Origin of the sequence: Pseudalkalibacillus berkeleyi (assembly GCF_021608225.1) — a bacterium.
GTDB classification, from domain to species: domain Bacteria; phylum Bacillota; class Bacilli; order Bacillales; family Fictibacillaceae; genus Pseudalkalibacillus; species Pseudalkalibacillus berkeleyi.
Genome location: NZ_JAKIJS010000001.1, coordinates 95,656 through 116,799, shown reverse-complemented (window position 1 = coordinate 116,799; position 21,144 = coordinate 95,656). Strand labels below are relative to the sequence as shown.

Sequence of the window (21,144 nt, the reverse complement as noted above, 5' to 3'; positions counted from 1 at the left end):
TAATCCTCCTAAGCCGCTTTCTTTCGATCTATTAGTACAGCAATGATAATAACAGCACCTTTTACAACCATCTGGAAGAAGGAAGATACTCCGAGCAAATTTAAACCATTATTTAATGTTCCAATAATGAGTGCTCCGATGAGAGTGCCGATAATGAGGCCTCTCCCACCAGATAAACTGGTACCGCCCAGTACAACAGCTGCAATCGCGTCTAACTCATAAGTTGTCCCAGCTGTCGGTTGTGCGGAGTTTAACCTTGATGTGAGAATCGCTCCTGCTAGTGCTGAGAGCAACCCGGCAAGAGAATAAACCATCACTTTTATACGGGGTACTTTAATTCCAGATATGAGAGCAGCCTTTTCATTTCCGCCAATTGCATATGTCTTACGGCCGAACGGGGTCTTATGTAAAATAACCCATAGAACGACAAAGGCAAGGAACATCGTAATGGCTGGTACAGGAATACCAAAGAAGTATCCTCTGCCGAACAACTGAAAAGCATAGCTGTCCCCAAGTCCTGAAATCGGATTTCCATCTGTATACACGAGTGTTAACCCACGAAACATTGTCATGGTCGCAAGTGTTGCAATAAATGGTGCCATTTTCCCTTTCGTAATAAGAACGCCATTGATCATGCCCATTAAGCCACCAAGTAGACATCCAATAAGAATCGCTAGGATTGGATCAATACCAGAAACCATCATCCCTGCCATCAATGCACTGGATAATGCGAGAATCGACCCTACAGACAGATCAATGCCACCAGTCAAAATGACAAACGTCATCCCGTAAGCGATAAGAGCATTAATCGCTACCTGTCTTAGTAGATTCAATAAGTTCAAGGGTTCAATAAAGCTTGGATTAATGATTGTAACGGTAAGCATAAGGACAAGAAGCCCGACCAATGGTCCAAGCTTTTGCATTGCGTTCCCGATGTGATTAGATTTCAATACGTTATTCATTTAGGTGACCTCCTGTCGCCAATGTCATAATTTTTTCCTGGGAAGCTTCATCTCTAGTAATCTCTCCAGCTATCATTCCTTCGTGAACAACGAGAATGTTATCACTCATCCCTAAAATCTCAGGAAGCTCTGATGATACCATCACAATCGACACCCCTCTATCTGTCAGTTCATTCATTAGCTCATAAATCTCTCGCTTTGCCCCTACATCGACACCTCTCGTCGGTTCATCAAGTATGAGCACTTTAGGACCAATTCCAATCCACTTAGCAATGACTACCTTTTGTTGATTACCTCCTGACAAATTCTTAGCTTTAGTCTGTGCAGATTCAGTTTTAATCGTTAACCTCTTGATCAGTAATTCTACGTATTCTCTCTCGCTTTTTTCATTAATGATGGCCTTTTGAGTAAAACTGAAAAGACTAGGCAACGCAATGTTATCCTTTATTGAAAAATCAAGTACAAGACCCTCATCTTTTCTATCCTCTGTTATAAATCCAACTCCGAGACGTACAGCTTGATCAGGTGATTTAATGAAGACCTTTTGACCATTCACAAAGATGTCCCCTGTATACTTGCCATCAAGGCCAAATATCGTTCGCATGATTTCTGTACGCCCTGCTCCCATCAAGCCTGCTATTCCAACAATTTCACCTGAGCGAACCTTAAAGCTGACATTCTGAAACACATCTTTCCGCGTAAGATTCTGAACCTCTAGTACGGTGTCTCCTAACTTTGCTTCCCGTGTAGGAAATCTATCCTTGAGTTCTCGACCAACCATCTTCCGTACAACCTCATTAAAATTCGTTTCTGCTATTGGTGATGTATCCACAGATCGACCGTCTCGCATAACTGTGATCGTGTCACAAATAGTGAAAATATCTTCCATCCTATGTGAAATGTAAATGATCGTTACACCTGCTTTTTGCAAGGAACGGATGACGTTAAATAGCTTCTGTATCTCCCGTTCTGTTAAGGCTGCTGTTGGTTCATCCATTATAATGACCTTTGCATCTGTCATTAACGCTTTAGCAATCTCAATCATTTGTTGTTCACCTACAGAACATTTACCAGCTTCCATATGAAGTGGAATGGAAATCGATAGCTTATCGAACTGTTCCTTTGCAATCGCTTTCATCTTACTTGTATGAATAAGTCCAAAAGGTGTAACCGGTTCCTTATTAACAAATAAATTCTCTAATACCGTTAACTCTGGCCAAATATTGAGCTCCTGATGAATGAATGCAATCCCAAAATCCTCTGCTTTCTTTGGATCAGCGAAGGTCTTTTCTTCACCATCAATGACGATCGTTCCTTTATCCTTTTTATGAAGACCAACAAGAATGTTCATTAATGTTGACTTTCCAGCTCCGTTTTCACCCATAAGAGCATGGACCTGTCCTTCATGAATGTCTAAGTTTACACCTTCTAAAACTTTGTTTTTACCGAATGCTTTATGAATGTTGTTCATGCTTATTTGCATGCAGTTACACCTCCTTAAAAAGTTACTCCTGCGTGGAGAATACAGTTCGCAAACGGTGAGACCTCTCCTGTTCTTATGATTGCTTTCGCCTGTCGGCTTTGTTCCTTAAACTTTTCATGTGGTGTGTAATCAATTTGTTCAAAAAGGACCTTCATCTCTTGATCGATGTCCTGATTTCCGATGACTTCATCTGCCAGTGTCACCTTCTCGACTACCATCTCTTCTTTTAATACATTTACAACATCAAGGAATGATGGCACTCCTTCTTTAAGGGAAATATCAATTTTAAGAACTCCAGCAGGTACTGGTAGACCTGCATCAGCAACTATGATGGTATCGGTGTGGCCTAGGTCTGCAAACACTTTTGTAATATGACTGTTCAGTACGCCATTTCGTTTCATTCTGCAAGTCTCCTTTCTACTTCTGCTCTCATCGGTATCCCACTCTGTGCACCAAGTCCTGTCACCGAAATAGATGCAGCTAAATTCGCGAACTGAAGGCTTTCTTCCATCCGTTTCCCTTCCGCAATCGCAGTACCAAATGCTCCGTTAAATGTATCGCCCGCACCAGTTGTATCTACAACTTTCACAGGAAATGCTGGAACAAGAATCTCACTCTCTCCGTTAAAGTAACGAACGCCCTTTGCTCCTTCTGTAAGGATCAGTTTATTAGGAAACCTTTTCAAAGCTTCTGATACAGGTAATCCATCAAAGAGGATTTCTGACTCATGTTCATTCGGCGTAATATAAGTGGCTTGTTCTAAAACACGCTCAGAAAGCTCTCGTGCTGGAGCTGGGTTCAACAGTAGCGGGATTCCAAGTTCTTTACAAATACTTGCGACATATTCAACAGTTTCTTCAGGTACTTCTTGTTGGATCATGACGAGATCACATGTGCTGATCAAAGGTACTGCTTTTTCCACGTATGCTGGTGTGACGTATTCATTAGCACCCTTAACGACTACGATGCTGTTATCCCCTTCAGCAAGGATAATGTGTGCGGTTCCTGTTTCAACACCTGTAACCGGTTCCACATAATCCGTGGAAACACGATTTCTTTTAAAGTTTTCTAAGATATTTGTGCCATATGAATCATCTCCGACACGACCAATCATAAAAACATCGGCTCCAAGTCGAGCCGCTGCGACTGCTTGGTTTGCCCCTTTTCCTCCTGGTATCGTTTTAAAAGAATCACCGAGCACCGTCTCTCCAGCTTGAGGACGCTTTTGTGAGGATACGACAAGATCCATAGAGGCGCTTCCAATGACCGCTATCTTTGCTTTCTTCATCTTTTTCATCCCTTTCGCGTTGTATTTCTTTCTATTAATTGAACTGGGAGCTGAATCGACTTTTCAATTTCCTGCTCTTTATTAATCGTTTTCATCAAAAGCCTTGCTGCTTGCCTTCCCATTTCATATGCTGGTTGTCTAACTGTTGAAAGTGTTGGGTAGGACAGGCTGCATTGTGGGATATCGTCATACCCTATAATCTGAAGGTCTTCAGGTATTCTTTTTCCTAACTGAAGCGCTTCATGTAGAATCGCGATTGCAACCATATCGTTACTTGCAATAACCGCATCCGTTTCAGGATACTTTGCAAAGAGTTCCTCTGCCCATCCCTTTGCATCCTCAAACGAAAAGGAAGTCGTAGACATAACAGTATAGCTTGCTTCACTCCTATTAAGTGCCTCAACAGCTCCGCGATAACGATCCTGAGCTGGTTTAATGTGAGAAGGCCCTTTCATCACTGTTATCTGTTTTGCCCCTTTCTCTACTAATGTTTCGGCAGCAAGTCGGCCTCCCTCTTCACCATCAGCATAAACGGCAGGGTATTCGTCAGAAATACGGTCTAATAGGACGAGCGGAAGATTTAATGCATCATAAATCCCATAATCTACATGACTCGTAGCTGAAATCATACCAACTACGTTGTTTTGCGCGAATGTTTGTATGTAATCTAGTTCCTTTTGAACGTTTTCATCACTATTACCGAGTAAAAGCCTAAAGCCGGCCTCACTAACTTCGTCCTCTACACCTCTTGCCAGTTGAGGAAAGAATGGGTTTGTAATATCAGGAAGAAGCAGTCCGATTAATCTTGACCTCCGTTTATATAGAGAGCGTGCAACTTCGTTTGGGCTGTAATTCAATTTTGCAATCGCCTGTAATACTTTTTTCTTTGTATCAACGCCCACATATCCATTTTCATTTAATACACGAGAAACTGTCGCGACTGAAACGCCTGCTTCTTTTGCAACATCCTTAATCGTCACCACGTCTTTCACTCCCTGCTCAACTTCATATGTATGTAACCGGTTACACATAAAATAACATAAACGAAAAACCTTTTACAATGTTTTTTAATGGTAATCACACAATTTAAAAACACGCATTTCAATTTGAAATACGTGTTTCTTCCTCGCAATTATTATCGTTATGCCAGTCCTCTCATTGCCCGATGAAAAGCTCCTCCTCCATCCTCTCGCTCACTTGATGTAAAGCCTCTAAGGATGAAACGTCACCATCTAGCAATGGAATATAAATTTTCTCTTGATCAAACGATTGGTTGATCCATTCTAAATAATGCTTCTCCTGTTCAATCCGTTTTTGGAAAAAGGTACTCGTATCCTCTTTAGGTAGAAGCTTATTTACGATTAACGTCCTCACATCAATTTCATGCTTTTGTAAAGTTTGCACTGCTTTCTCTGTTTCAACGATAGGCAATCGCTCTGGATTCAAAACAAAAACATATTCTGTTTGTTTGTCGTCTAGTAACACGTTCCTAACTGAAGCGAAACGTTCTTTCCTCTTATGGAGAATATCGTAAATGGGATCCTCAACAGGCTCACCATCCCCCATCCACGAAGAGTAATTCTCATTCATGCTCTCCCTACGCTTTAACATGCCATCTATCCATGCACCCATGAGCTCTGGTAACGTGAGAAGTCGAATCGTATGACCTGTCGGTGCAGTATCAAACACGATTGTATCGAAGGACTCTTTCTCATCCAGAATAATTGAAACGAGACGATCAAACAGAGCGGCTTCATCCGCACCTGGAGATCCTGCAGCAAGGTCAATTTGACGATGGACCTCTTCAATCATTTTCGATTTCACAAGCCCTTTCAGATTTTCTTTTACCCCTTTTAAATATCGTTTCGTTTCTTCATCAGGATTAATTTCAATCGCCGACAAATTGTCTGTTAATCGCTTAGGTTTCCCAGAAAGTTGTTTCTGAAAGATGTCCCCTACATTATGAGCAGGGTCCGTCGAAACGAGCAACGTTCGCTTGCCTTGTCTAGCGAGTGTTAATGCAAAGGCCGAAGCTGACGTTGACTTTCCGACGCCACCCTTACCACCGAAAAATACAATGCTTTTGTTCAAAATCTTCTTCACCATATACCCCTACCCTTCTGACTAACAACACCTTATGCCTTCTAATGGTGATTTTTCCATTCCCATTCGTAAATGCCATTCATGGAATCGCTCCACAATCACTGGATAGATTTCCAGTGTATAATACGAAACGGGGTTCGGAATGCCTAATAGCTCTGAAACACATAAGAGTAAGAACAGATCGTCTTCATCTCTCAGCTCTCGCTTAATTTCATGTTTGTGTGGATGACTCAATATTTCATCGTAAAGTCCAATCAGCTTTTTGATCGACCACTTTGTTTCACTCATTTATGAACACCTAATTCCTCACTGATATTCAAATAAATATCTTCATTAGACCTAGCATTCGAATTCAACCAGTGACCATTAAGAAAAATGGCCCCTCTTCTCGATCCGACAAAGGTATTTTTCAACATCGTCCATACATTGATTTTCCTTTTTCTTAACTGACGGAACATATAATCCATAATAGAGATGGAGTTTCTTGGATCAACGAAAATAACTTCAATCTGATCTCCAAACTGTTCTACTATGTTTCGATAAACTTCTCCTGTTTCTCTCATTTCAGCTAAATCATCCTTAAATTGATCATCCATACTGATGAACCCGTCACCAGAAACACCCCCACATCAGCCGCCGCCGACTTCAGGCCATACACGAATTATGAGTAACTCTTCCTTCATGACGGCACCTCCCTTAGTTGTGGTTGTTTGGAAAAAAGAAGGCCGGAACCCGACCTTCTCAAATTGTTATGCGGACTTGTCCATGTCTGATGGCGATTGTTTTTTCGTTAATATCGTTAACGCCTCTAAGATAATCCAGATTGCAAATCCGAGTATTGCCGCTCCGAAAACAAAGAGTAGTAGATTGGCGTCGGTGTCACCGAGTCCTGACCAATCAAATACAACCTGCTTCGTCATCGCCCAAATCGTCATAATCAAAAGGAAGACCATCGGAATAAAGGTAGGCATGAAATTCCTTCCTTGCTGTTTGAGCCAAATGGATATGAGCAACAAGCTGATGCCTGCAAGCAGCTGATTGGAAGTCCCGAACAACGGCCATAATAGGTATCCACCAGAACCAAAACCATTTGGTCCTTCAGGTAGCAATACAAGCATAGCGCTTGTACCAACAGCGATCGTTGTTGCGACATGCGCTTTCGTTAGTGCTGGAATTTTATATTCTGTACCAAGCTCTGCAATGATATAGCGCATCAATCGAACGGACGTATCAAGGGAAGTTGCAGCAAAGCTGATGACAATGACAGCTACAATCGTTGCCGCAATATTAGCTGGGATGCCAATGCCTGAAGCGAGAATCGCAGCACCCTCAATAAAGTTTCCTAATCCACCACTACTTGCTGCAGCAAAGCTACTATAAGCGGCTTTAAAATCTGCTCCTGAAGAGAATAAAGTCGTTACCGCAATAATGGCAAGTAGTGCAAGCATACCTTCACCTACAGCACCGGCATAACCGACAAAACGTGCATCCGTTTCTTTATCAAGTTGCTTAGATGATGTTCCTGAAGAAACGAGTCCGTGGAAGCCTGATATCGCACCACAAGCAATTGTAATGAACAACAATGGGAACACTGACATAGAAGCATCTGGATTTGTTGCTGGTGCTGTAATCGTAGGACGCGCAAATAATACACCTGCATAAAGAATCAATAATCCAATCACTAATTGATGAGAATTAATATAATCCCTCGGCTGTAATAACTTCCATACTGGCAACGTTGATGCAATATAAACATAAACCATCAACACGACGATCCATACAAGGAAAGCCATTGATACACCGTTTAAGCCAAACATGACAGTTGCATCTTTACCTCCGAACCAACTGACTAAATCGATTTGAAGTGCTGGAACATTAGAAGCCAGTACTGCCGTTCCATACATAACTGCCAATGCCAAGATGGAAGGGATGAGCATACTCCCTTTCTTCTTATAGACCGAATAACCAATCCAAATCGCTAATGGAATTTGTATGAAAATAGATAATACCGAAGCTGGGAATGTCACGAAAAGATTCGCAATTGCCCATGCAAACACAGCGTTAACCATTAACACAAGGATGAGAATGATGAATAAGAACAATAACTTCGCGCGCTTTCCTATTAGCTTATTTGCTAGTGTACCTACGGATTGACCTTTATTTCTGACAGAAAGTACGAGTGTTCCGAAGTCGTGAACACCAGCTGCGAATACTGTGCCTAGAATCACCCACAAGACGGCAGGGAGCCAACCCCAATAAACTGCAATGGCTGGTCCAATAATCGGAGCTGCCCCGGCTACTGAACTATAGTGATGGCCCCATAATACAAATCGGTTTGTAGGAACAAAGTCTACCCCATCCTTATATTTATGAGCTGGTGTGACGTAATTCGGGTCCAAACGGAATATACGGTCTGCTATATATTTCGAATAAAATCGATATCCTAACAAAAATATGGTAATTCCAACTATCGCCAAAACTAAACTATTCATTTTTCCCTACCCCTTCCCATTGTTGACTGTTTATCCTACATAGTAAGGAAACGACAATTCGCTGTCAATCCCAATTAACGAAAATTCAGAATGTTCGAATGGTTAACAATATAATTTCATTAGAATTTTGTTTGAAATGGTAAAATGGTATCATTTAACCATTTGTACTCGAGTTGACGATTTGATTGCACAAGCAATCATTATTGATGGCACTTAAATATTGATGATGAAGCAACATGTCAATAGGGGCGCGATTGTATAGAACTTCCCTGGTGGTGAAATTGAACGTAATGAAACACCTGCTGAAGCTTGCATGAGGGAGGTGAAGGAGGAAACTGGTTACGATATAAGCATTTTGTCTCTATTTTTGAAAGCAACACTAAATATACTTTTGGACAGAAATGCAAAAAGGCTGATCTGAGTGGACCAGCCTTTTGCAAATGACATTTTATTTCACAGTGTTAACGGCTTGATAAGCGTCTACATATCCTGCTCCGACTTCATGGAGTTCATATCCAGCCATTGGCTCAGCAGTGTTGACTAACGTATTTAACACGTCGTCTGGCGTCAAAGTACTGTTTGCTTCTAACATTAACGCTGCTACACCAGAAATGTGTGGCGTTGCCATACTCGTTCCACTAGCTGTTGTATAATATGGTAAATGTTCTACTGCAATATAATTAATATCTTTCGTAGTTCCTAGTGTGTTCATAACGAGTCCTGTTGAAGATTTTGTGGCAACGATATCTACACCAGGTGCTGTGATATCAGGATGAACGAGATTATCCCCTGGAATCCCTCTAGATGAAAAGTCTGCTAACTTCTTATCTTTCGTTCCAGCTGCAACCGAGATGACCCATGGTGCTGCAGAATAAGGATTTAAAGTATCGTTTTCAGGTCCTTCATTACCTGCTGCGAATGCCACAACCATACCAGCATCATGTGCTTTCTTACTTGCTACATTGATCGGGTCGTTAGGAGAGTAATCGCCAGTTGTGCCCCAGCTATTACTGATTACGTTAATGCCGTATTTCTCTTGATTTTCAAGTACATAATCAAATGCTTCAAGTGCCCATAGCACACTAATAGCTTCTCCTGTTCCTAGTCCAACTAGTTTCGCATCTGGTGCTACGCCTTTATATAGTCCATCACTAGCTGTTCCTAACCCAGCAATCGTACCTGCTACATGCGTACCGTGTCCTGAAGATGTATCCGTGTTCAACACATCTTCTTGATATAAGGCAGATCCGCCAGAGAAAATGCTACCTGCAAGAAACTTTACGTTTTGAACAACTTTGTCACCAAAGGGTAAATCTTGGTGTGTCGCATCAATTCCACTATCGATGACAGCTACAGTTGTCCCTTTTCCTGTATATCCAAGGTCGTTCCAAACGCGCTCGACTCCAATTAATTGTCTAGAGTCACGAAGCTTGTAATCTAATTGTTTGTTATAAAATAAAGATGTCGCGCTGACACCTGATGATAGGATTGACTCTACCTCAACCGCTGTTCCTTGCACAGCTACCATCGGGAGATTCTTGTACGTTTTCGTGATTAACCCCAAGTCATCAAGCGCTTGAACTTGTGAACTTGTCGGCATTGATGGATACGTGACGACAGCCTCCACTTTGAACTGACTACCTGCAGAGTTCAATACGTTGGATAGTGTTTCACCCACTTCAATGGATGATGCTTCTACACGGTTATTAGACTGTGCTGCGAAGAACAATCCAACAATCAAAGATAAGCTTAGAATAATCGAGCTAAATTTCTTCATTTTCTTCCTCCCCAAGTACTTTTTGTCTAACTTTTCTTACAATTTCAATTCTCCCGTAATCTTTTCGTCATAACAATCATGCATACGACACAAATTTTATGTAGGTCCAAAACGGTTATTCCATAGTACCAACGGTTTATGCCATACTGTAAAATTAGTACACATCTGATACAAAGATTGTATTTTAATTACACGATTGTCTAAATTAACCAAAAAAGGGCTGACCCAAAACATCAATGGAAATTGATGTAAGGGCTAGCCTTTATTAGTTGCAAATGGGTTAATGTGCATAAATGAAAATTATCGTGCATATATCTGATTTATCGTGCATTTATGAAGATTATCGTGCATATATCTGATTTATCGTGCATTTATGAAGATTATCGTGCATATATCTGATTTATCGTGCATAACCGGGTTTACACAAAAAAAGGAGCTTTAAAGTCCTTTTGGGTCAGCTCCTTCTTTCATACGTAAGAATTAATCAATTAATCCTTTTTCTTTTAGGAAGTCAATTGCGACTTGTTTTGGATCTTCGTTATCGATATCGACTTTTGCATTCATTTTTGCCATGTCTTCAGACGATATCTTTCCTTCTAGCTCTTTCATCACTTTCTCAACATCAGGAAACTTGTCTAAAGCTTCTTGACGAATGATTGGCGCTGCATAGTAAGGTGGGAAGAAATTCTTATCATCTTCAACTGTTTTCAAGTTAAAACGCGGAATTCGACCGTCTGTCGTAAATGCCGTAATGACATCAACCTCTCCATCCTTAACCGCTCTGTACATCAAGTTAGGGTCTAAGCTCTCTTCCTTTTTGAAACTTAAATCGTACTTCTTAACGAATGGATCCATTCCATCAGGTCTTTCGTAAAACTCTGGTGGTGCTCCAATGATAAGTCCATCAGATTTTGCTGCTAATTCAGAAGTTGTCTTTACACCAAGATCTTTATACGTCTCTTCCGTCATCGCTAAAGCGTAGTTATTTTCAAACCCTAAAGGTGGTAACCAAACGATACCTTTTTCCTTCTTATAACCTTTTTTCGTAGCTTCATAAATGTCTTCAGCTGTTTGGTCTGGATTATATTCTTCCTTCAAGACTGCAAGATATCCCGTACCTGAATACTCAACGTACATGTCAATATCTCCGCCTTCCATCGCTTTGGTCAGGACATCGACTTCACCTAATGCTTCCTTCACTTCTACTTCATAATCGGTGTTGCCTTTAATATATTCTGCAAGAAGGTGTGGAAGGATATATTGCTCTGTCCACTTTTTACCAGAGATTACAAGCTTGTCTCCAGAGTCTCCGTTACCACCACAACCAGCTACAATCAAGATTAACATGAAAAATGGAATGACGATCTTCTTTAACATATGAGCCTCCTAGTCTTGTTTTTTCAACCCTTTAGGGGTAACAATTCGTTCAATACCTTTCAAAATTGTATCAAAAAAGATGGCTAATAACGCAGCAGGAATCGCACCAGCTAGAACTAACTCGTTATTTAATGTACTTAATCCTCTATAAATGATATCGCCTAGGCCACCTGCCCCAATGAAAGTCGCAAGTGTTGCAACACCAATCGTTAATACGGTCGCTGTCCGAATACCAGCCATGATCACAGGTAATGCGAGTGGCAGTTCAATCTTCCATAGTATTTGCCCAGATGTCATACCCATACCTTTTCCTGCCTGGATAAGTGAATCATCGACACCGACGATCCCGGTATATGTATTTCTTAAGATAGGTAATAATGCATAAACCATCAGTGCAATAATGGCAGGGGTACTACCAATCCCAAAGACAGGAAGTAGAAATCCGAATAAGGCCAAACTAGGAATCGTTTGAAATACCGCTGTAATTCCAATCACTAATTCAGCAATCTTCTTCAATCTTGAAATGACGATCCCTAAAGGAACGGAAATCAAAATTCCGATAAATATGGATACAAATGATAAATACAAATGTTCTTGTAGCGCTTCCAAAATTGTAGGCCATCTTAATATGAAGGTATCTATAAATTTACTCCAATCCATAGCACTACCCCCTTCCTAAACATTTTGTTTCATGCCTGCGAGCCCTCTCATCATACTCGACTTTGTAATCAATCCAACTAATTTTCCATCCTCAGTGACCGGCACAGTTTTCACATCATACTTAGCGAAATTCTCTGCAATTTCAGTATAGGGTGTAGTAGTCGTAGCAGATACTGTAACAGGTACCATGACGTCTTTTACTTTCTTTGTTTCATCACCAAAGTGGTCTTCAAGAATCTCAAGCTCTAGCACACCTTCAAGGACTCCATCGCTATTGGTGACCATTAAGCTATCCACAGTATAACTTTTCATAATTTTTAAAGCCTCGGCTAAGCCGCGTTTATCTTTGACTGTAGCTACTTTAGACATCATTAATGAGCTCGCTGTCTTACCGCCAAGCTCTTTATTCATTCTTTCTTCCCCTATGAATTCTTCTACAAATTGATTGGCAGGGTGTCTTAAGATCTGATCAGGTGTATCTAGTTGAATAATTTCACCATGATTCATAATCGCAATTCGGTCTGCAATTTTCAGCGCTTCATCCATATCATGCGTGACGAAAACAATGGTTTTATGAATGTTGTTTTGAAGTGCAACTAGTTCATCTTGTAGTTGTTCACGACTAATCGGATCTAACGCACTAAATGGTTCATCCATTAGCACAACGGGCGGTTCTGCTGCTAATGCACGAATAACACCAATCCTTTGCTGTTGTCCTCCACTTAATTCTGATGGGTATCTCTTTTTGAAAATATGAGGCTCAAGTCCAACTAGCTCTAACAGCTCATCGACTCGCTTAATATATTTGTCTTTCGACCAACCTTTCAGCTTCGGTACGAGTGCAACATTTTCTTCGATGGTCATGTGAGGAAATAACCCGATTTGTTGGATGACGTATCCTATGTTTCTTCTAAGCTCCACAGGGTTTTGGTTTTTGATATCTTGTTCATCTATCAAAATTTCACCACTGCTCGGTTCAAGAAGTCGATTGATCATTTTCATGGTTGTCGTCTTCCCACATCCACTCGGACCAATTAGAGTTAGAAGTTCTCCTTTATGTACGTGAAGATCAATATTTTTCAATGCTTCAAATCCATCAGCAAACGTTTTGCTGACTTGTTTAAATTCAATCATCTTTGTCCCCCCTTTTTGAATCTTTTTTACCATCATTATAGATTCCCCACAGTACCCATTAATAAACACATAAGTATAAAATTCAAGCATCTTGCTCAGCGCATGTTTAAATGTGGAATTTTCAGGGTACTTTTCAATACAAAATAATTTTATAACTAGAGGGGTTGAATCGCATGTTGTCTAGATTCAAAATGCGAAGAAATAAACAAAAACATAAACAAAGTAAGGGCTATGTAAAGGTACTCTTAGCTACCTTCTTAGTCTTCTTCCTTCTACTCGTTACGGGAGGAGTGACAGGATTAGCCTTTATACAAAGCGCACCAAACTTAACTGAAGAACAATTAAAGAACGCTCAATCTTCTTCTATATATGACATGAATGGCAACAAGGTAGCAGATCTTGCAGGGGACGAACATCGAATTAGAGTCAGTATTGAAAACGTACCTGAACACGTCAAAAATGCCTTTATTGCAGTTGAAGATGTACGTTTCAAAGAACACCCGGGAATTGATATGAAGCGGATTGCGGGAGCTGCATTATCAAACCTAAAGGAAGGCTGGGGTTCTGAAGGCGGTAGTACGATTACACAGCAAGTTGTTAAGAATACATATTTATCTCCCGAAAAAACAATTAAACGAAAAGTACAAGAGGCTTATCTATCTATAAAAATGGAAAGAAAATATTCCAAAGATCAAATCTTAGAAATGTATTTGAATAAGATTTATTTTGGAAATAATGCTTATGGGATTGGGGCAGCAGCTGAAGTTTACTTTAACAAGCATGTAGATGAGTTAACCATTGCTGAGGCTGCATTGTTAGCGGGACTCCCCCAGAGACCTAGTGGATATGATCCAACCAGACATCCTGACAAAGCAATCGAACGTAGAAGTATCGTCCTTTCACTCATGAATAAGCATGGATTTATAACCAAATCAGAAGAAAAGAAAGCAAAGTCTACAAAGCTAGAAAAACTACTTCATAAAAAATCAGAGGATCCAGAGTATCAATCTTTTATTGACTATGTCCTTGATGAGTTAAAGGAAAAAGGTATAAATGAAGCACAGCTCTACACTGGCGGCTTGAAAATCCATACAACTTTGGATCCGAAAGCCCAAGCTCATACACAAGAAATGCTAGCAAAAAATGATACGATTCCCTACCCTAACGACGACTTCAAAGCTGGCGTCGTTCTAACCGATACGAAGACAGGTGCAATTAGAGCGATTGGTGGCGACCGACAAACTTCTGAACAGAAAGTGAAACGTGGTTTTAATTTTGCCACGGATACAAAGAGGCAACCTGGATCGACGATTAAACCTATTTTGGATTATGGACCGGCAATAGAATATAAGAAATGGTCTACCAACCATCAAATAAAAGACGAAGAATTGATCATTGATGGAAAGGAAATTCAAAACTGGGATGAAAAACACCATGGTATGGTTTCAATGCGTAAAGCGCTTGTTCAATCCTATAATATTCCGGCTATTAAAACCTTCCAAGAGGTAGGAAACGAAAACGCACTCAAATTTGCAAACCAATTAGGCATCCCACTTAAGGAAGCATTCCCTTCACATGCAATAGGAGGATTTAGAGGCGGAGTATCACCACTTCAAATGGCAGGTGCATATGCTGCTTTTGGCAATAAAGGAACATACACGAAGCCTTATACAGTTACTAAGATTGAATACCCGAATGGTGAAGCGAAAACCTATAAGGCTAAATCAAAGAAAGTAATGCATCAATATACGGCATACATGATCACCGATATGTTAAAGGACGTCATTAAAGAAGGAACGGGTACACTCGCACGAATTGAAGGATTACCTGTTGCTGGAAAAACAGGTACAACAAATGCTCCCGAAGGCGTTGAGGATGGTTCGACAGATTCATGGTTTGTTGGCTATACAACACAATATACGGCAGCAGTTTGGACCGGTTATGAACAAACAAGCACAGAACAATATCTCACAGATCAAGATGCTAAAATCTCAAAACTACTATTTAAAGAGATAATGAGCTATGTATCTAAAGATAAAGAAACGGCTGATTTTGAACGACCTTCAACTGTAGAAGAAGTAAAGATTGATAAACGAAATGGTAAGAAAGCATCAAGCTATACACCAAGTTCAAGTATAATCACTGAGCTTTACGTAAAAGGAACAGATATTCCTAGTGCATACAAGCCAGTAAAAAAATCAAAACCTGAAAACAATAAAGAACAAGATCAAGATAAGGATAAAGAGAAAGAGAAAGAGAAAGAGAAAAAGGACTCAGAAGAAAACTCAGATGATCAATCTAATGAGGATGAGAATTCCAACAACGGAGATGACGGATCTGGTGAAGATGACGGATCTAGCGACGGTGATGGCTCTGGTGACGGGACTGGCTCTGGTGACGGTGACGGCTCTGGTGATGGTGACGGCTCCGGTGACGGCGATGGATCTGGCGACGGTGACGGCTCTGGTGACGGTGATGGATCTGGCGACGGTGACGGCTCTGGTGACGGTGACGGCTCTGGTGACGGTGACGGCTCCGGTTCTGGTGATGGATCTGGTTCTGGCGACGGTGATGGTTCTGGCGACGGGACTGGCTCTGGTGGCGGTGATGGCTCTGGTGACGGAGATGGTTCTAGTGACGGTTCTGGTTCTAGTAGTGGCGATACTTCTAATGAAGACAACACTACTGAATCTGGGGACAGCACTGGTTCTGGTTCCAGTAATGGAAGTAATACTGGAGACAGTACTGGCACTGAAGATGGTTCAACTGAAAGTTCAAACACTAAAGATAAGACAACCTAAAAAGAAGCAGATGGGATTCGTCCCCTCTGCTTCTTTTTCTATATAAATATCATTCTATATTAATCATGCAAGCGGAATTCGTAAAGTCACTGTTGTCCCTTTGTTCGGGATACTATTATAAAAGACTGAGCCTTTCATATTTTTCACCAATTTATATGTAATCATTGTTCCTAGACCTGTCCCCTTCGTTTTCGTTGTATAAAAAGGGAGGCCAATCTTTTCAAGTTCTTCATTCGTCATACCCTTACCGTCATCTTCTATAATCAAATCAATATGACCTGGCGTTGTAATTTTCTCTTTTATGAAAACCGTTCCTCCATCTTCATCTTGAACAGATTCAATTGCATTTTTAATGAGATTAATCAAACATTGTTTAAGATGTTGTTCATCTGCTTTCACGCTATGGTAATGCTTTAAATTTGATTGGATCACTACATTGCTATAGACACCTAAAGGAGCTAATAAGGCCATGGTATCATCTACGACTTGTTTCAAATTTATTTCTTTTAAGTTGATTTCGTTTGGTTTAACGAGCGCTAAATAATCAGAAATGATTTTGTTACTCCGATCAAGCTCTTCAATCAACAGTGGCCCGTATTGCTTCAATTGTTGATCGTCTGTATCTTTCGAGAGGAACTGGATCATCCCTCGGACAGTCGTTAAAGGATTCCTGATTTCATGAGCAATAGATGCGGCCATCTGACCTAGAATAGATAGCTTTCCAAGATAGATCGTCTCTTCTAACTGCATGTTAATACGAATCAATCGATCAATAAGGAAAATCAATAAAAAGAACGTAATGTATAACGGGATGAAGTATGCGATATAAAAAGATATAGGTAGAAAATCAATATAAATACTCAAAATCAATATGTAAAAAAGAAAATATAAAAACATGGCCAGTAAACCTGGCTTCCACTTTTTATTAGCATCTTTAAACATTCTGGAGTATCCGAAGCCTGTAAATAAAGCAACGACAGTAATTAACACACCGATCCACGCAAACTCTCCACCAATGCTCATTCGACCGATAATGATCACAAGCGCACATATACCTCCAGGAATTAGTCCTGCGTACAGTGTAACGACGAGCAAAGGAACGGTTCTCAAATCAAAAACTGTGGTCCTCAACACTTCTATAGGATAGATCATACATAGAAGTGCAGCGATCGAGCTTAAGACGCCGAAAAACAACTTCTCTTTTATCGTTAATCTCCCTTTATGAGAAAAAGGGAAAAACATATTCGCAATAAACGTTAATGAAACAATTATAGATATGTTAACGAAAATCGGTTTGATGAGCCCTATCATGGATACACCTCTGTAATTCTGACTTCCATTTATGTGAAATATGTACCATTTGTCATTATAACATAAGGTGCTTGACCAATTTAATAACTAGATTGTGTAAGGTGATGAATATCTCCTATTCACAACTTTTTTAGTGTGATTTCCGAATATATGTTGGGAATAACGTCTAATCACCACTTATTTAGTGCGATTTCCGAATATATGTTGGGAATACGTCCCATGCACCCTCAATAAGAAAAAAAGCTAGCACATTCATCTAAAATCACATCCTAAAGTGATTCAGACAAGCACCAGCTTTCCATCAATTTTATTCCTATTCCATTAACGAACGAACAACATTTTCAGCTGCCTGATTACCTGAAACGATGCAATCAGGTAATCCTATCCCATCGAAAGAAGCACCAGCAAGCTGTACGCCTGGATAGTCTCTTCCAAGAATAGAGTGAACCTTGTCCTTATTCTCTTGATGACCAACCAAGTATTGAGGCATCGCCTTTTTCCAGCGTGTCACATAGTAAAAGTCTGGTTCACTTTTCACACCCATCACTTCTTCTAGATCCTCTAATACTTTTGAAAGAATGTATTCGTCAGATTCATCTACAATGGTTTGATCATGGGCTCTTCCGACATAGCACCTCAAAAGTACAGAACCTTCTGGAGTCGTATGCGGCCATTTTTGATTCGTCCATGTACATGCTGTAATCGTGTAGGGTGATTTTTTTGAAACGACAAACCCTGTCCCTTCAATGTCCTTTGGCACTGCTGATTCAGGAAAAGCCATCGCCACTGTTGCAACAGAAGTGGCAGGCACCTCACCAATAAGTTCTCGAATCTCATTATTGAAAAACTTTGCAGCATTTCTGCCAGGTGTCGTTACAATCACTTGATCCGCTTCAATCACTGAATCTAATGTTGAAATCGAATAACCCTCACCTTTTCTCAAAATACTTTCTACAGTAACCCCTGTTTGGATATCAATTCGATTCGTTAAATTGCTTTCAAGTGCATCAACTAATGATGAAAGACCTTGCTTTAACGTCAGGAAAACACCCTTAGAGGATTTACCTTTCTTACTCGGCTGCCTCGTTTTCTTCATACCAAGAATTAAGCTTCGATGCTTAGATTCAATATTTTCAAACTGAGGAAACGTAGATTTCAAGCTAATCTGATCAATGTTTCCAGCATAAATACCGGATAGCAAAGGTTCGATTAAGTTCTCAACCACTTCATTTCCAAGTCTTCTTTTGAAAAATGCACCGACAGACTGATCACCAGATGTATTGCTTTTTGGAAGAAACAGATCATAACTCGCACGAGCTTTTCCCTTCATTGAAAAAAGACCACTCGTTACGAATGGGCTTAACTTTGTAGGGATGCCCATCACTGCCCCTTCAGGCATAGGATGAAGTTTCTTCCCATGTAAAATGTAAGCTTGTCCTGTGTTGTTGTAAGTAAGATCATGATCCAACCCTAATGATTTAATTAACTCAGTCATCGCAGGTTTTCTGCCTAGATAAGAATCGGGTCCTCTTTCAATCGTAAAACCATCTCGGTGGATAGTTTCGATTTTACCACCTAATCGATTATTAGCTTCTAGTAGGGTGACTTTTGCGGGTAACTGTTCTTGATCGATTTTGTTTTGTAAAGAAAAAGCGGCAGAAAGACCCGTAATCCCTCCGCCAATAATAACGATATGTTTCATGATTAATCCCGGCTTTCTAACTTTTTCGATACGACCCTTGCTAATGTCTCAATAAATTCGGGTTTGGCATTAGGCATTTCAGGTCGATAATAATTCGCTCCAAGCTGATCGGTTACGACTTTACACTCATAATCATTATCATAAAGTACTTCTAGATGTTCAGCTACAAAACCAATCGGACAATATATGAAGTTCTTGAAACCTTCTTGCTCAAACAGGTCCTGTGTCAAATCCTGTACATCTGGTCCAATCCATGGTTCGGGCGTGTTCCCTGCACTTTGCCATCCTGTTGTATAGTTCTTGATGCCTGCTCTTTCTGCAATCAACTTAGCTGTTTCTTCCAGTTGTTCTGGGTATGGGTCTCCCATAGAAATAATGCGTTGAGGCAGGCTATGAGCTGAAAATATGACGATCGTACATTTATGTTCTTTCTCAGGAATTTGCTCATAAATCGGTTTGATTTGATCAGCCCAATACTGTAAATACCCAGGCTCATCATACCAAGAATCAACAGGTGTAATTTTCGGCCCACCAATTCTTTCTGACTCCTCTAAAGCACGGCCATTATAAGATTTAACTGAAAAAGTAGAGTAATGAGGAGCGAGGACAATACTAATCGCTTCTTCAATACCATCCTTTTTCATTTGTTGAACAGCATCTTCCACATATGGATCAATATGCTTCAGACCTAAATAGGCTTTAAATTCTACATCATCATGCCATTCGTTCAACTTTTCTTCTAGTTTATCTTTTTGTTCATTTGTAATTTTAGCGAGTGGAGATACGCCTCCAATTGCTTCATAGCGATCCACTAAATCTTGCAAGTCTTCTCGGGGTGGTTTTTTCCCGCGGCGGATATGAGTGTAGTAAGATTCAATTTCATCTGGGTTCCTTGGCGTACCATACGCCATCACGAGAACCCCTACTTTCTTCTTTTCCAAAATGAGTCACCCCGTCTTTGTTTTAAACGAATCAATTATTTTGCAGTATATTCATGAACAAATGCTGTTAACCTTTTTAACGTATCTGGATTGACTTCAGGGAATACACCGTGCCCTAGGTTGAAAATGAACTTCGAGGATTCCGTTCCCTGGTCTAAAATTTCCTTCGTACGTTCCTTTATAACATCCCATGGCGCCAATAACAATGCTGGCTCAAGATTTCCTTGAACAGTTTTGTCAATGCCACGTTGACGTGCTTCTTTTATTGGTAGTCTCCAATCAAGCCCGACTACATCTAACGGAAGGTCATTCCAATCTTCTGCTAAATGACTTGCCCCAACACCAAACATGATCAATGGAACGTTCTCATCTCTTAAAGCCGTAAAGATTCTTTCCATAACAGGTTTAATGAAGATGCGATAATCCGCTACATTCAACGCACCTACCCAAGAGTCAAATATCTGAATCGCTTGTACACCTGCAGCTATTTGAGCTTTCACATATCGAATCACTGTGTCGGCAAGCTTATCCATTAGTTTAAACCATGCTTCAGGCTCAGAATACATGAATGCTTTCGTCTTGTAGTAATTCTTTGAAGGTCCGCCTTCAATCATATAGCTCGCAAGTGTAAAAGGTGCACCACTGAAACTGATCAATGGTACCGAAAGCTGCTCACGTAAAAGTTTAATTGTGTCAAGTACGTAAGGAACATCACTAGAAGGGTCTATCTCGCCTAGTCGTTCTACATCTTCCTTTGAACGAATCGGGTTATCGATGACAGGTCCAATGCCTGATTTAATTTCTACATCTACTCCAATCGCTGGGAGTGGTGTCATGATGTCCTTGTAAAGGATAGCTGCATCCACGTTGTATTGCTCAACTGGAAGACGAGTTACTTCTGCACAAAGTTCTGGTCGATGAGTAATCTCAAATAATGAGTATTTTTCTTTAATTTTTCGGTATTCAGGCTGAGAGCGCCCAGCTTGTCTCATATACCAAACCGGTACGTGTGTAACTTCTTCCCCTCTACATGCTCTGAGAAATTGATCGTTGAATTGTTTCGCCATGACTAATCACCTTTCGTTAAAAGCCTTATCAATTAATAGTCCGTAA

General features: G+C 40.4%; 18 protein-coding genes and 1 pseudogene. 2 read left to right on the top strand and 17 right to left on the bottom strand.

Features of this window, described 5'->3' with window-relative positions; genetic code table 11:
- Positions 1-8 precede the first annotated feature (8 nt).
- The 9 genes from rbsC to L2716_RS00610 form a co-directional block, all read right to left on the bottom strand.
- The gene (gene rbsC / locus L2716_RS00650) at positions 9-962 is read right to left on the bottom strand and encodes an ABC transporter permease subunit (protein ID WP_236330516.1); all 954 of its coding nucleotides are present in this window, start codon (positions 960-962) and stop codon (positions 9-11) included.
- Complete coding sequence (locus tag L2716_RS00645; protein ID WP_236330515.1) at positions 955-2,445, bottom strand: sugar ABC transporter ATP-binding protein; 1,491 nt, start codon at positions 2,443-2,445, stop codon at positions 955-957. Before L2716_RS00645 ends, rbsC begins: the two co-directional genes overlap by 8 nt.
- A gap of 14 nt (positions 2,446-2,459) precedes the next feature.
- On the bottom strand, positions 2,460-2,846 hold the full coding sequence (gene rbsD, locus L2716_RS00640; RefSeq protein ID WP_236330512.1) for a D-ribose pyranase: 387 nt from the start codon (positions 2,844-2,846) through the stop codon (positions 2,460-2,462).
- The gene (gene rbsK / locus L2716_RS00635; protein WP_236330509.1) at positions 2,843-3,733 is read right to left on the bottom strand and encodes a ribokinase; all 891 of its coding nucleotides are present in this window, start codon (positions 3,731-3,733) and stop codon (positions 2,843-2,845) included. Before rbsK ends, rbsD begins: the two co-directional genes overlap by 4 nt.
- Before the next feature lie 5 nt (positions 3,734-3,738).
- Complete coding sequence (locus L2716_RS00630) at positions 3,739-4,716, bottom strand: LacI family DNA-binding transcriptional regulator (RefSeq protein WP_236337758.1); 978 nt, start codon at positions 4,714-4,716, stop codon at positions 3,739-3,741.
- Positions 4,717-4,888: 172 nt separating this feature from the next.
- Positions 4,889-5,839 (bottom strand): ArsA family ATPase, encoded by a 951-nt coding sequence (locus L2716_RS00625; RefSeq protein ID WP_236330506.1) that lies wholly within the window; start codon positions 5,837-5,839, stop codon positions 4,889-4,891.
- A gap of 18 nt (positions 5,840-5,857) precedes the next feature.
- Complete coding sequence (locus tag L2716_RS00620) at positions 5,858-6,124, bottom strand: cory-CC-star protein (protein WP_236330503.1); 267 nt, start codon at positions 6,122-6,124, stop codon at positions 5,858-5,860.
- Positions 6,121-6,432, bottom strand: a complete 312-nt coding sequence (locus L2716_RS00615; protein WP_236330500.1) for a hypothetical protein — start codon at positions 6,430-6,432, stop codon at positions 6,121-6,123. Before L2716_RS00615 ends, L2716_RS00620 begins: the two co-directional genes overlap by 4 nt.
- 153 nt (positions 6,433-6,585) lie before the next feature.
- Positions 6,586-8,328: a carbon starvation CstA family protein gene (locus tag L2716_RS00610; protein ID WP_236330497.1), complete on the bottom strand. Its 1,743-nt coding sequence runs from the start codon at positions 8,326-8,328 to the stop codon at positions 6,586-6,588.
- 277 nt (positions 8,329-8,605) lie between these two features.
- On the opposite strand from L2716_RS00610, the pseudogene L2716_RS00605 reads away from it, so the two are divergent.
- Positions 8,606-8,749, top strand: a pseudogene (locus L2716_RS00605) (NUDIX hydrolase); the annotation flags it as partial.
- A gap of 27 nt (positions 8,750-8,776) precedes the next feature.
- On the opposite strand, the gene L2716_RS00600 reads toward L2716_RS00605, so the two are convergent.
- The 4 genes from L2716_RS00600 to L2716_RS00585 form a co-directional block, all read right to left on the bottom strand.
- Positions 8,777-10,105, bottom strand: a complete 1,329-nt coding sequence (locus L2716_RS00600) for a S8 family serine peptidase (RefSeq protein WP_236330494.1) — start codon at positions 10,103-10,105, stop codon at positions 8,777-8,779.
- A 480-nt stretch (positions 10,106-10,585) separates the two neighbouring features.
- Positions 10,586-11,482 carry a glycine betaine ABC transporter substrate-binding protein gene (locus L2716_RS00595; RefSeq protein ID WP_236330491.1) on the bottom strand — a complete coding sequence of 299 codons (897 nt, stop codon included), beginning with the start codon at positions 11,480-11,482 and terminating at the stop codon, positions 10,586-10,588.
- Positions 11,483-11,491: 9 nt separating this feature from the next.
- A complete protein-coding gene (locus L2716_RS00590) occupies positions 11,492-12,142 on the bottom strand; it encodes an ABC transporter permease (protein ID WP_236330488.1) in 651 nt (216 codons plus the stop codon).
- A gap of 15 nt (positions 12,143-12,157) precedes the next feature.
- On the bottom strand, positions 12,158-13,276 hold the full coding sequence (locus tag L2716_RS00585) for an ABC transporter ATP-binding protein (protein WP_236330484.1): 1,119 nt from the start codon (positions 13,274-13,276) through the stop codon (positions 12,158-12,160).
- A 173-nt stretch (positions 13,277-13,449) separates the two neighbouring features.
- Between L2716_RS00585 and L2716_RS00580 the strand changes: the two genes are divergently transcribed.
- Positions 13,450-16,077: a transglycosylase domain-containing protein gene (locus tag L2716_RS00580; protein ID WP_236330482.1), complete on the top strand. Its 2,628-nt coding sequence runs from the start codon at positions 13,450-13,452 to the stop codon at positions 16,075-16,077.
- A gap of 63 nt (positions 16,078-16,140) precedes the next feature.
- Here L2716_RS00580 and L2716_RS00575 read toward each other — a convergent pair whose 3' ends face one another.
- The 4 genes from L2716_RS00575 to hemE form a co-directional block, all read right to left on the bottom strand.
- A complete protein-coding gene (locus L2716_RS00575; RefSeq protein ID WP_236330479.1) occupies positions 16,141-17,388 on the bottom strand; it encodes an ATP-binding protein in 1,248 nt (415 codons plus the stop codon).
- Positions 17,389-17,701: 313 nt separating this feature from the next.
- Positions 17,702-19,093, bottom strand: coding sequence for a protoporphyrinogen oxidase (hemY, locus tag L2716_RS00570; RefSeq protein WP_236337756.1), 1,392 nt, complete (start codon positions 19,091-19,093; stop codon positions 17,702-17,704).
- Entirely contained in the window at positions 19,093-20,031 is a 939-nt protein-coding gene (gene hemH / locus L2716_RS00565; protein ID WP_236330476.1) for a ferrochelatase, read from the bottom strand. The genes hemY and hemH overlap by 1 nt, the downstream gene beginning before the upstream one ends.
- Before the next feature lie 35 nt (positions 20,032-20,066).
- Positions 20,067-21,098: a uroporphyrinogen decarboxylase gene (hemE, locus tag L2716_RS00560; protein ID WP_236330473.1), complete on the bottom strand. Its 1,032-nt coding sequence runs from the start codon at positions 21,096-21,098 to the stop codon at positions 20,067-20,069.
- Positions 21,099-21,144: the final 46 nt, after the last annotated feature.

Excerpts from the sequence above, each read along its gene's own strand:
- rbsC (WP_236330516.1), bottom strand. The coding sequence starts at position 962 with ATGAATAACGTATTGAAATCTAATCACATCGGGAACGCAATGCAAAAG.
- L2716_RS00645 (WP_236330515.1), bottom strand. The coding sequence starts at position 2,445 with ATGCAAATAAGCATGAACAACATTCATAAAGCATTCGGTAAAAACAAA.
- rbsD (WP_236330512.1), bottom strand. The coding sequence starts at position 2,846 with ATGAAACGAAATGGCGTACTGAACAGTCATATTACAAAAGTGTTTGCA.
- rbsK (WP_236330509.1), bottom strand. The coding sequence starts at position 3,733 with ATGAAGAAAGCAAAGATAGCGGTCATTGGAAGCGCCTCTATGGATCTT.
- L2716_RS00625 (WP_236330506.1), bottom strand. The coding sequence starts at position 5,839 with ATGGTGAAGAAGATTTTGAACAAAAGCATTGTATTTTTCGGTGGTAAG.
- L2716_RS00620 (WP_236330503.1), bottom strand. The coding sequence starts at position 6,124 with ATGAGTGAAACAAAGTGGTCGATCAAAAAGCTGATTGGACTTTACGAT.
- L2716_RS00615 (WP_236330500.1), bottom strand. The coding sequence starts at position 6,432 with ATGGATGATCAATTTAAGGATGATTTAGCTGAAATGAGAGAAACAGGA.
- L2716_RS00610 (WP_236330497.1), bottom strand. The coding sequence starts at position 8,328 with ATGAATAGTTTAGTTTTGGCGATAGTTGGAATTACCATATTTTTGTTA.
- L2716_RS00600 (WP_236330494.1), bottom strand. The coding sequence starts at position 10,105 with ATGAAGAAATTTAGCTCGATTATTCTAAGCTTATCTTTGATTGTTGGA.
- L2716_RS00595 (WP_236330491.1), bottom strand. The coding sequence starts at position 11,482 with ATGTTAAAGAAGATCGTCATTCCATTTTTCATGTTAATCTTGATTGTA.
- L2716_RS00590 (WP_236330488.1), bottom strand. The coding sequence starts at position 12,142 with ATGGATTGGAGTAAATTTATAGATACCTTCATATTAAGATGGCCTACA.
- L2716_RS00585 (WP_236330484.1), bottom strand. The coding sequence starts at position 13,276 with ATGATTGAATTTAAACAAGTCAGCAAAACGTTTGCTGATGGATTTGAA.
- L2716_RS00580 (WP_236330482.1), top strand. The coding sequence starts at position 13,450 with ATGTTGTCTAGATTCAAAATGCGAAGAAATAAACAAAAACATAAACAA.
- L2716_RS00575 (WP_236330479.1), bottom strand. The coding sequence starts at position 17,388 with ATGATAGGGCTCATCAAACCGATTTTCGTTAACATATCTATAATTGTT.
- hemE (WP_236330473.1), bottom strand. The coding sequence starts at position 21,098 with ATGGCGAAACAATTCAACGATCAATTTCTCAGAGCATGTAGAGGGGAA.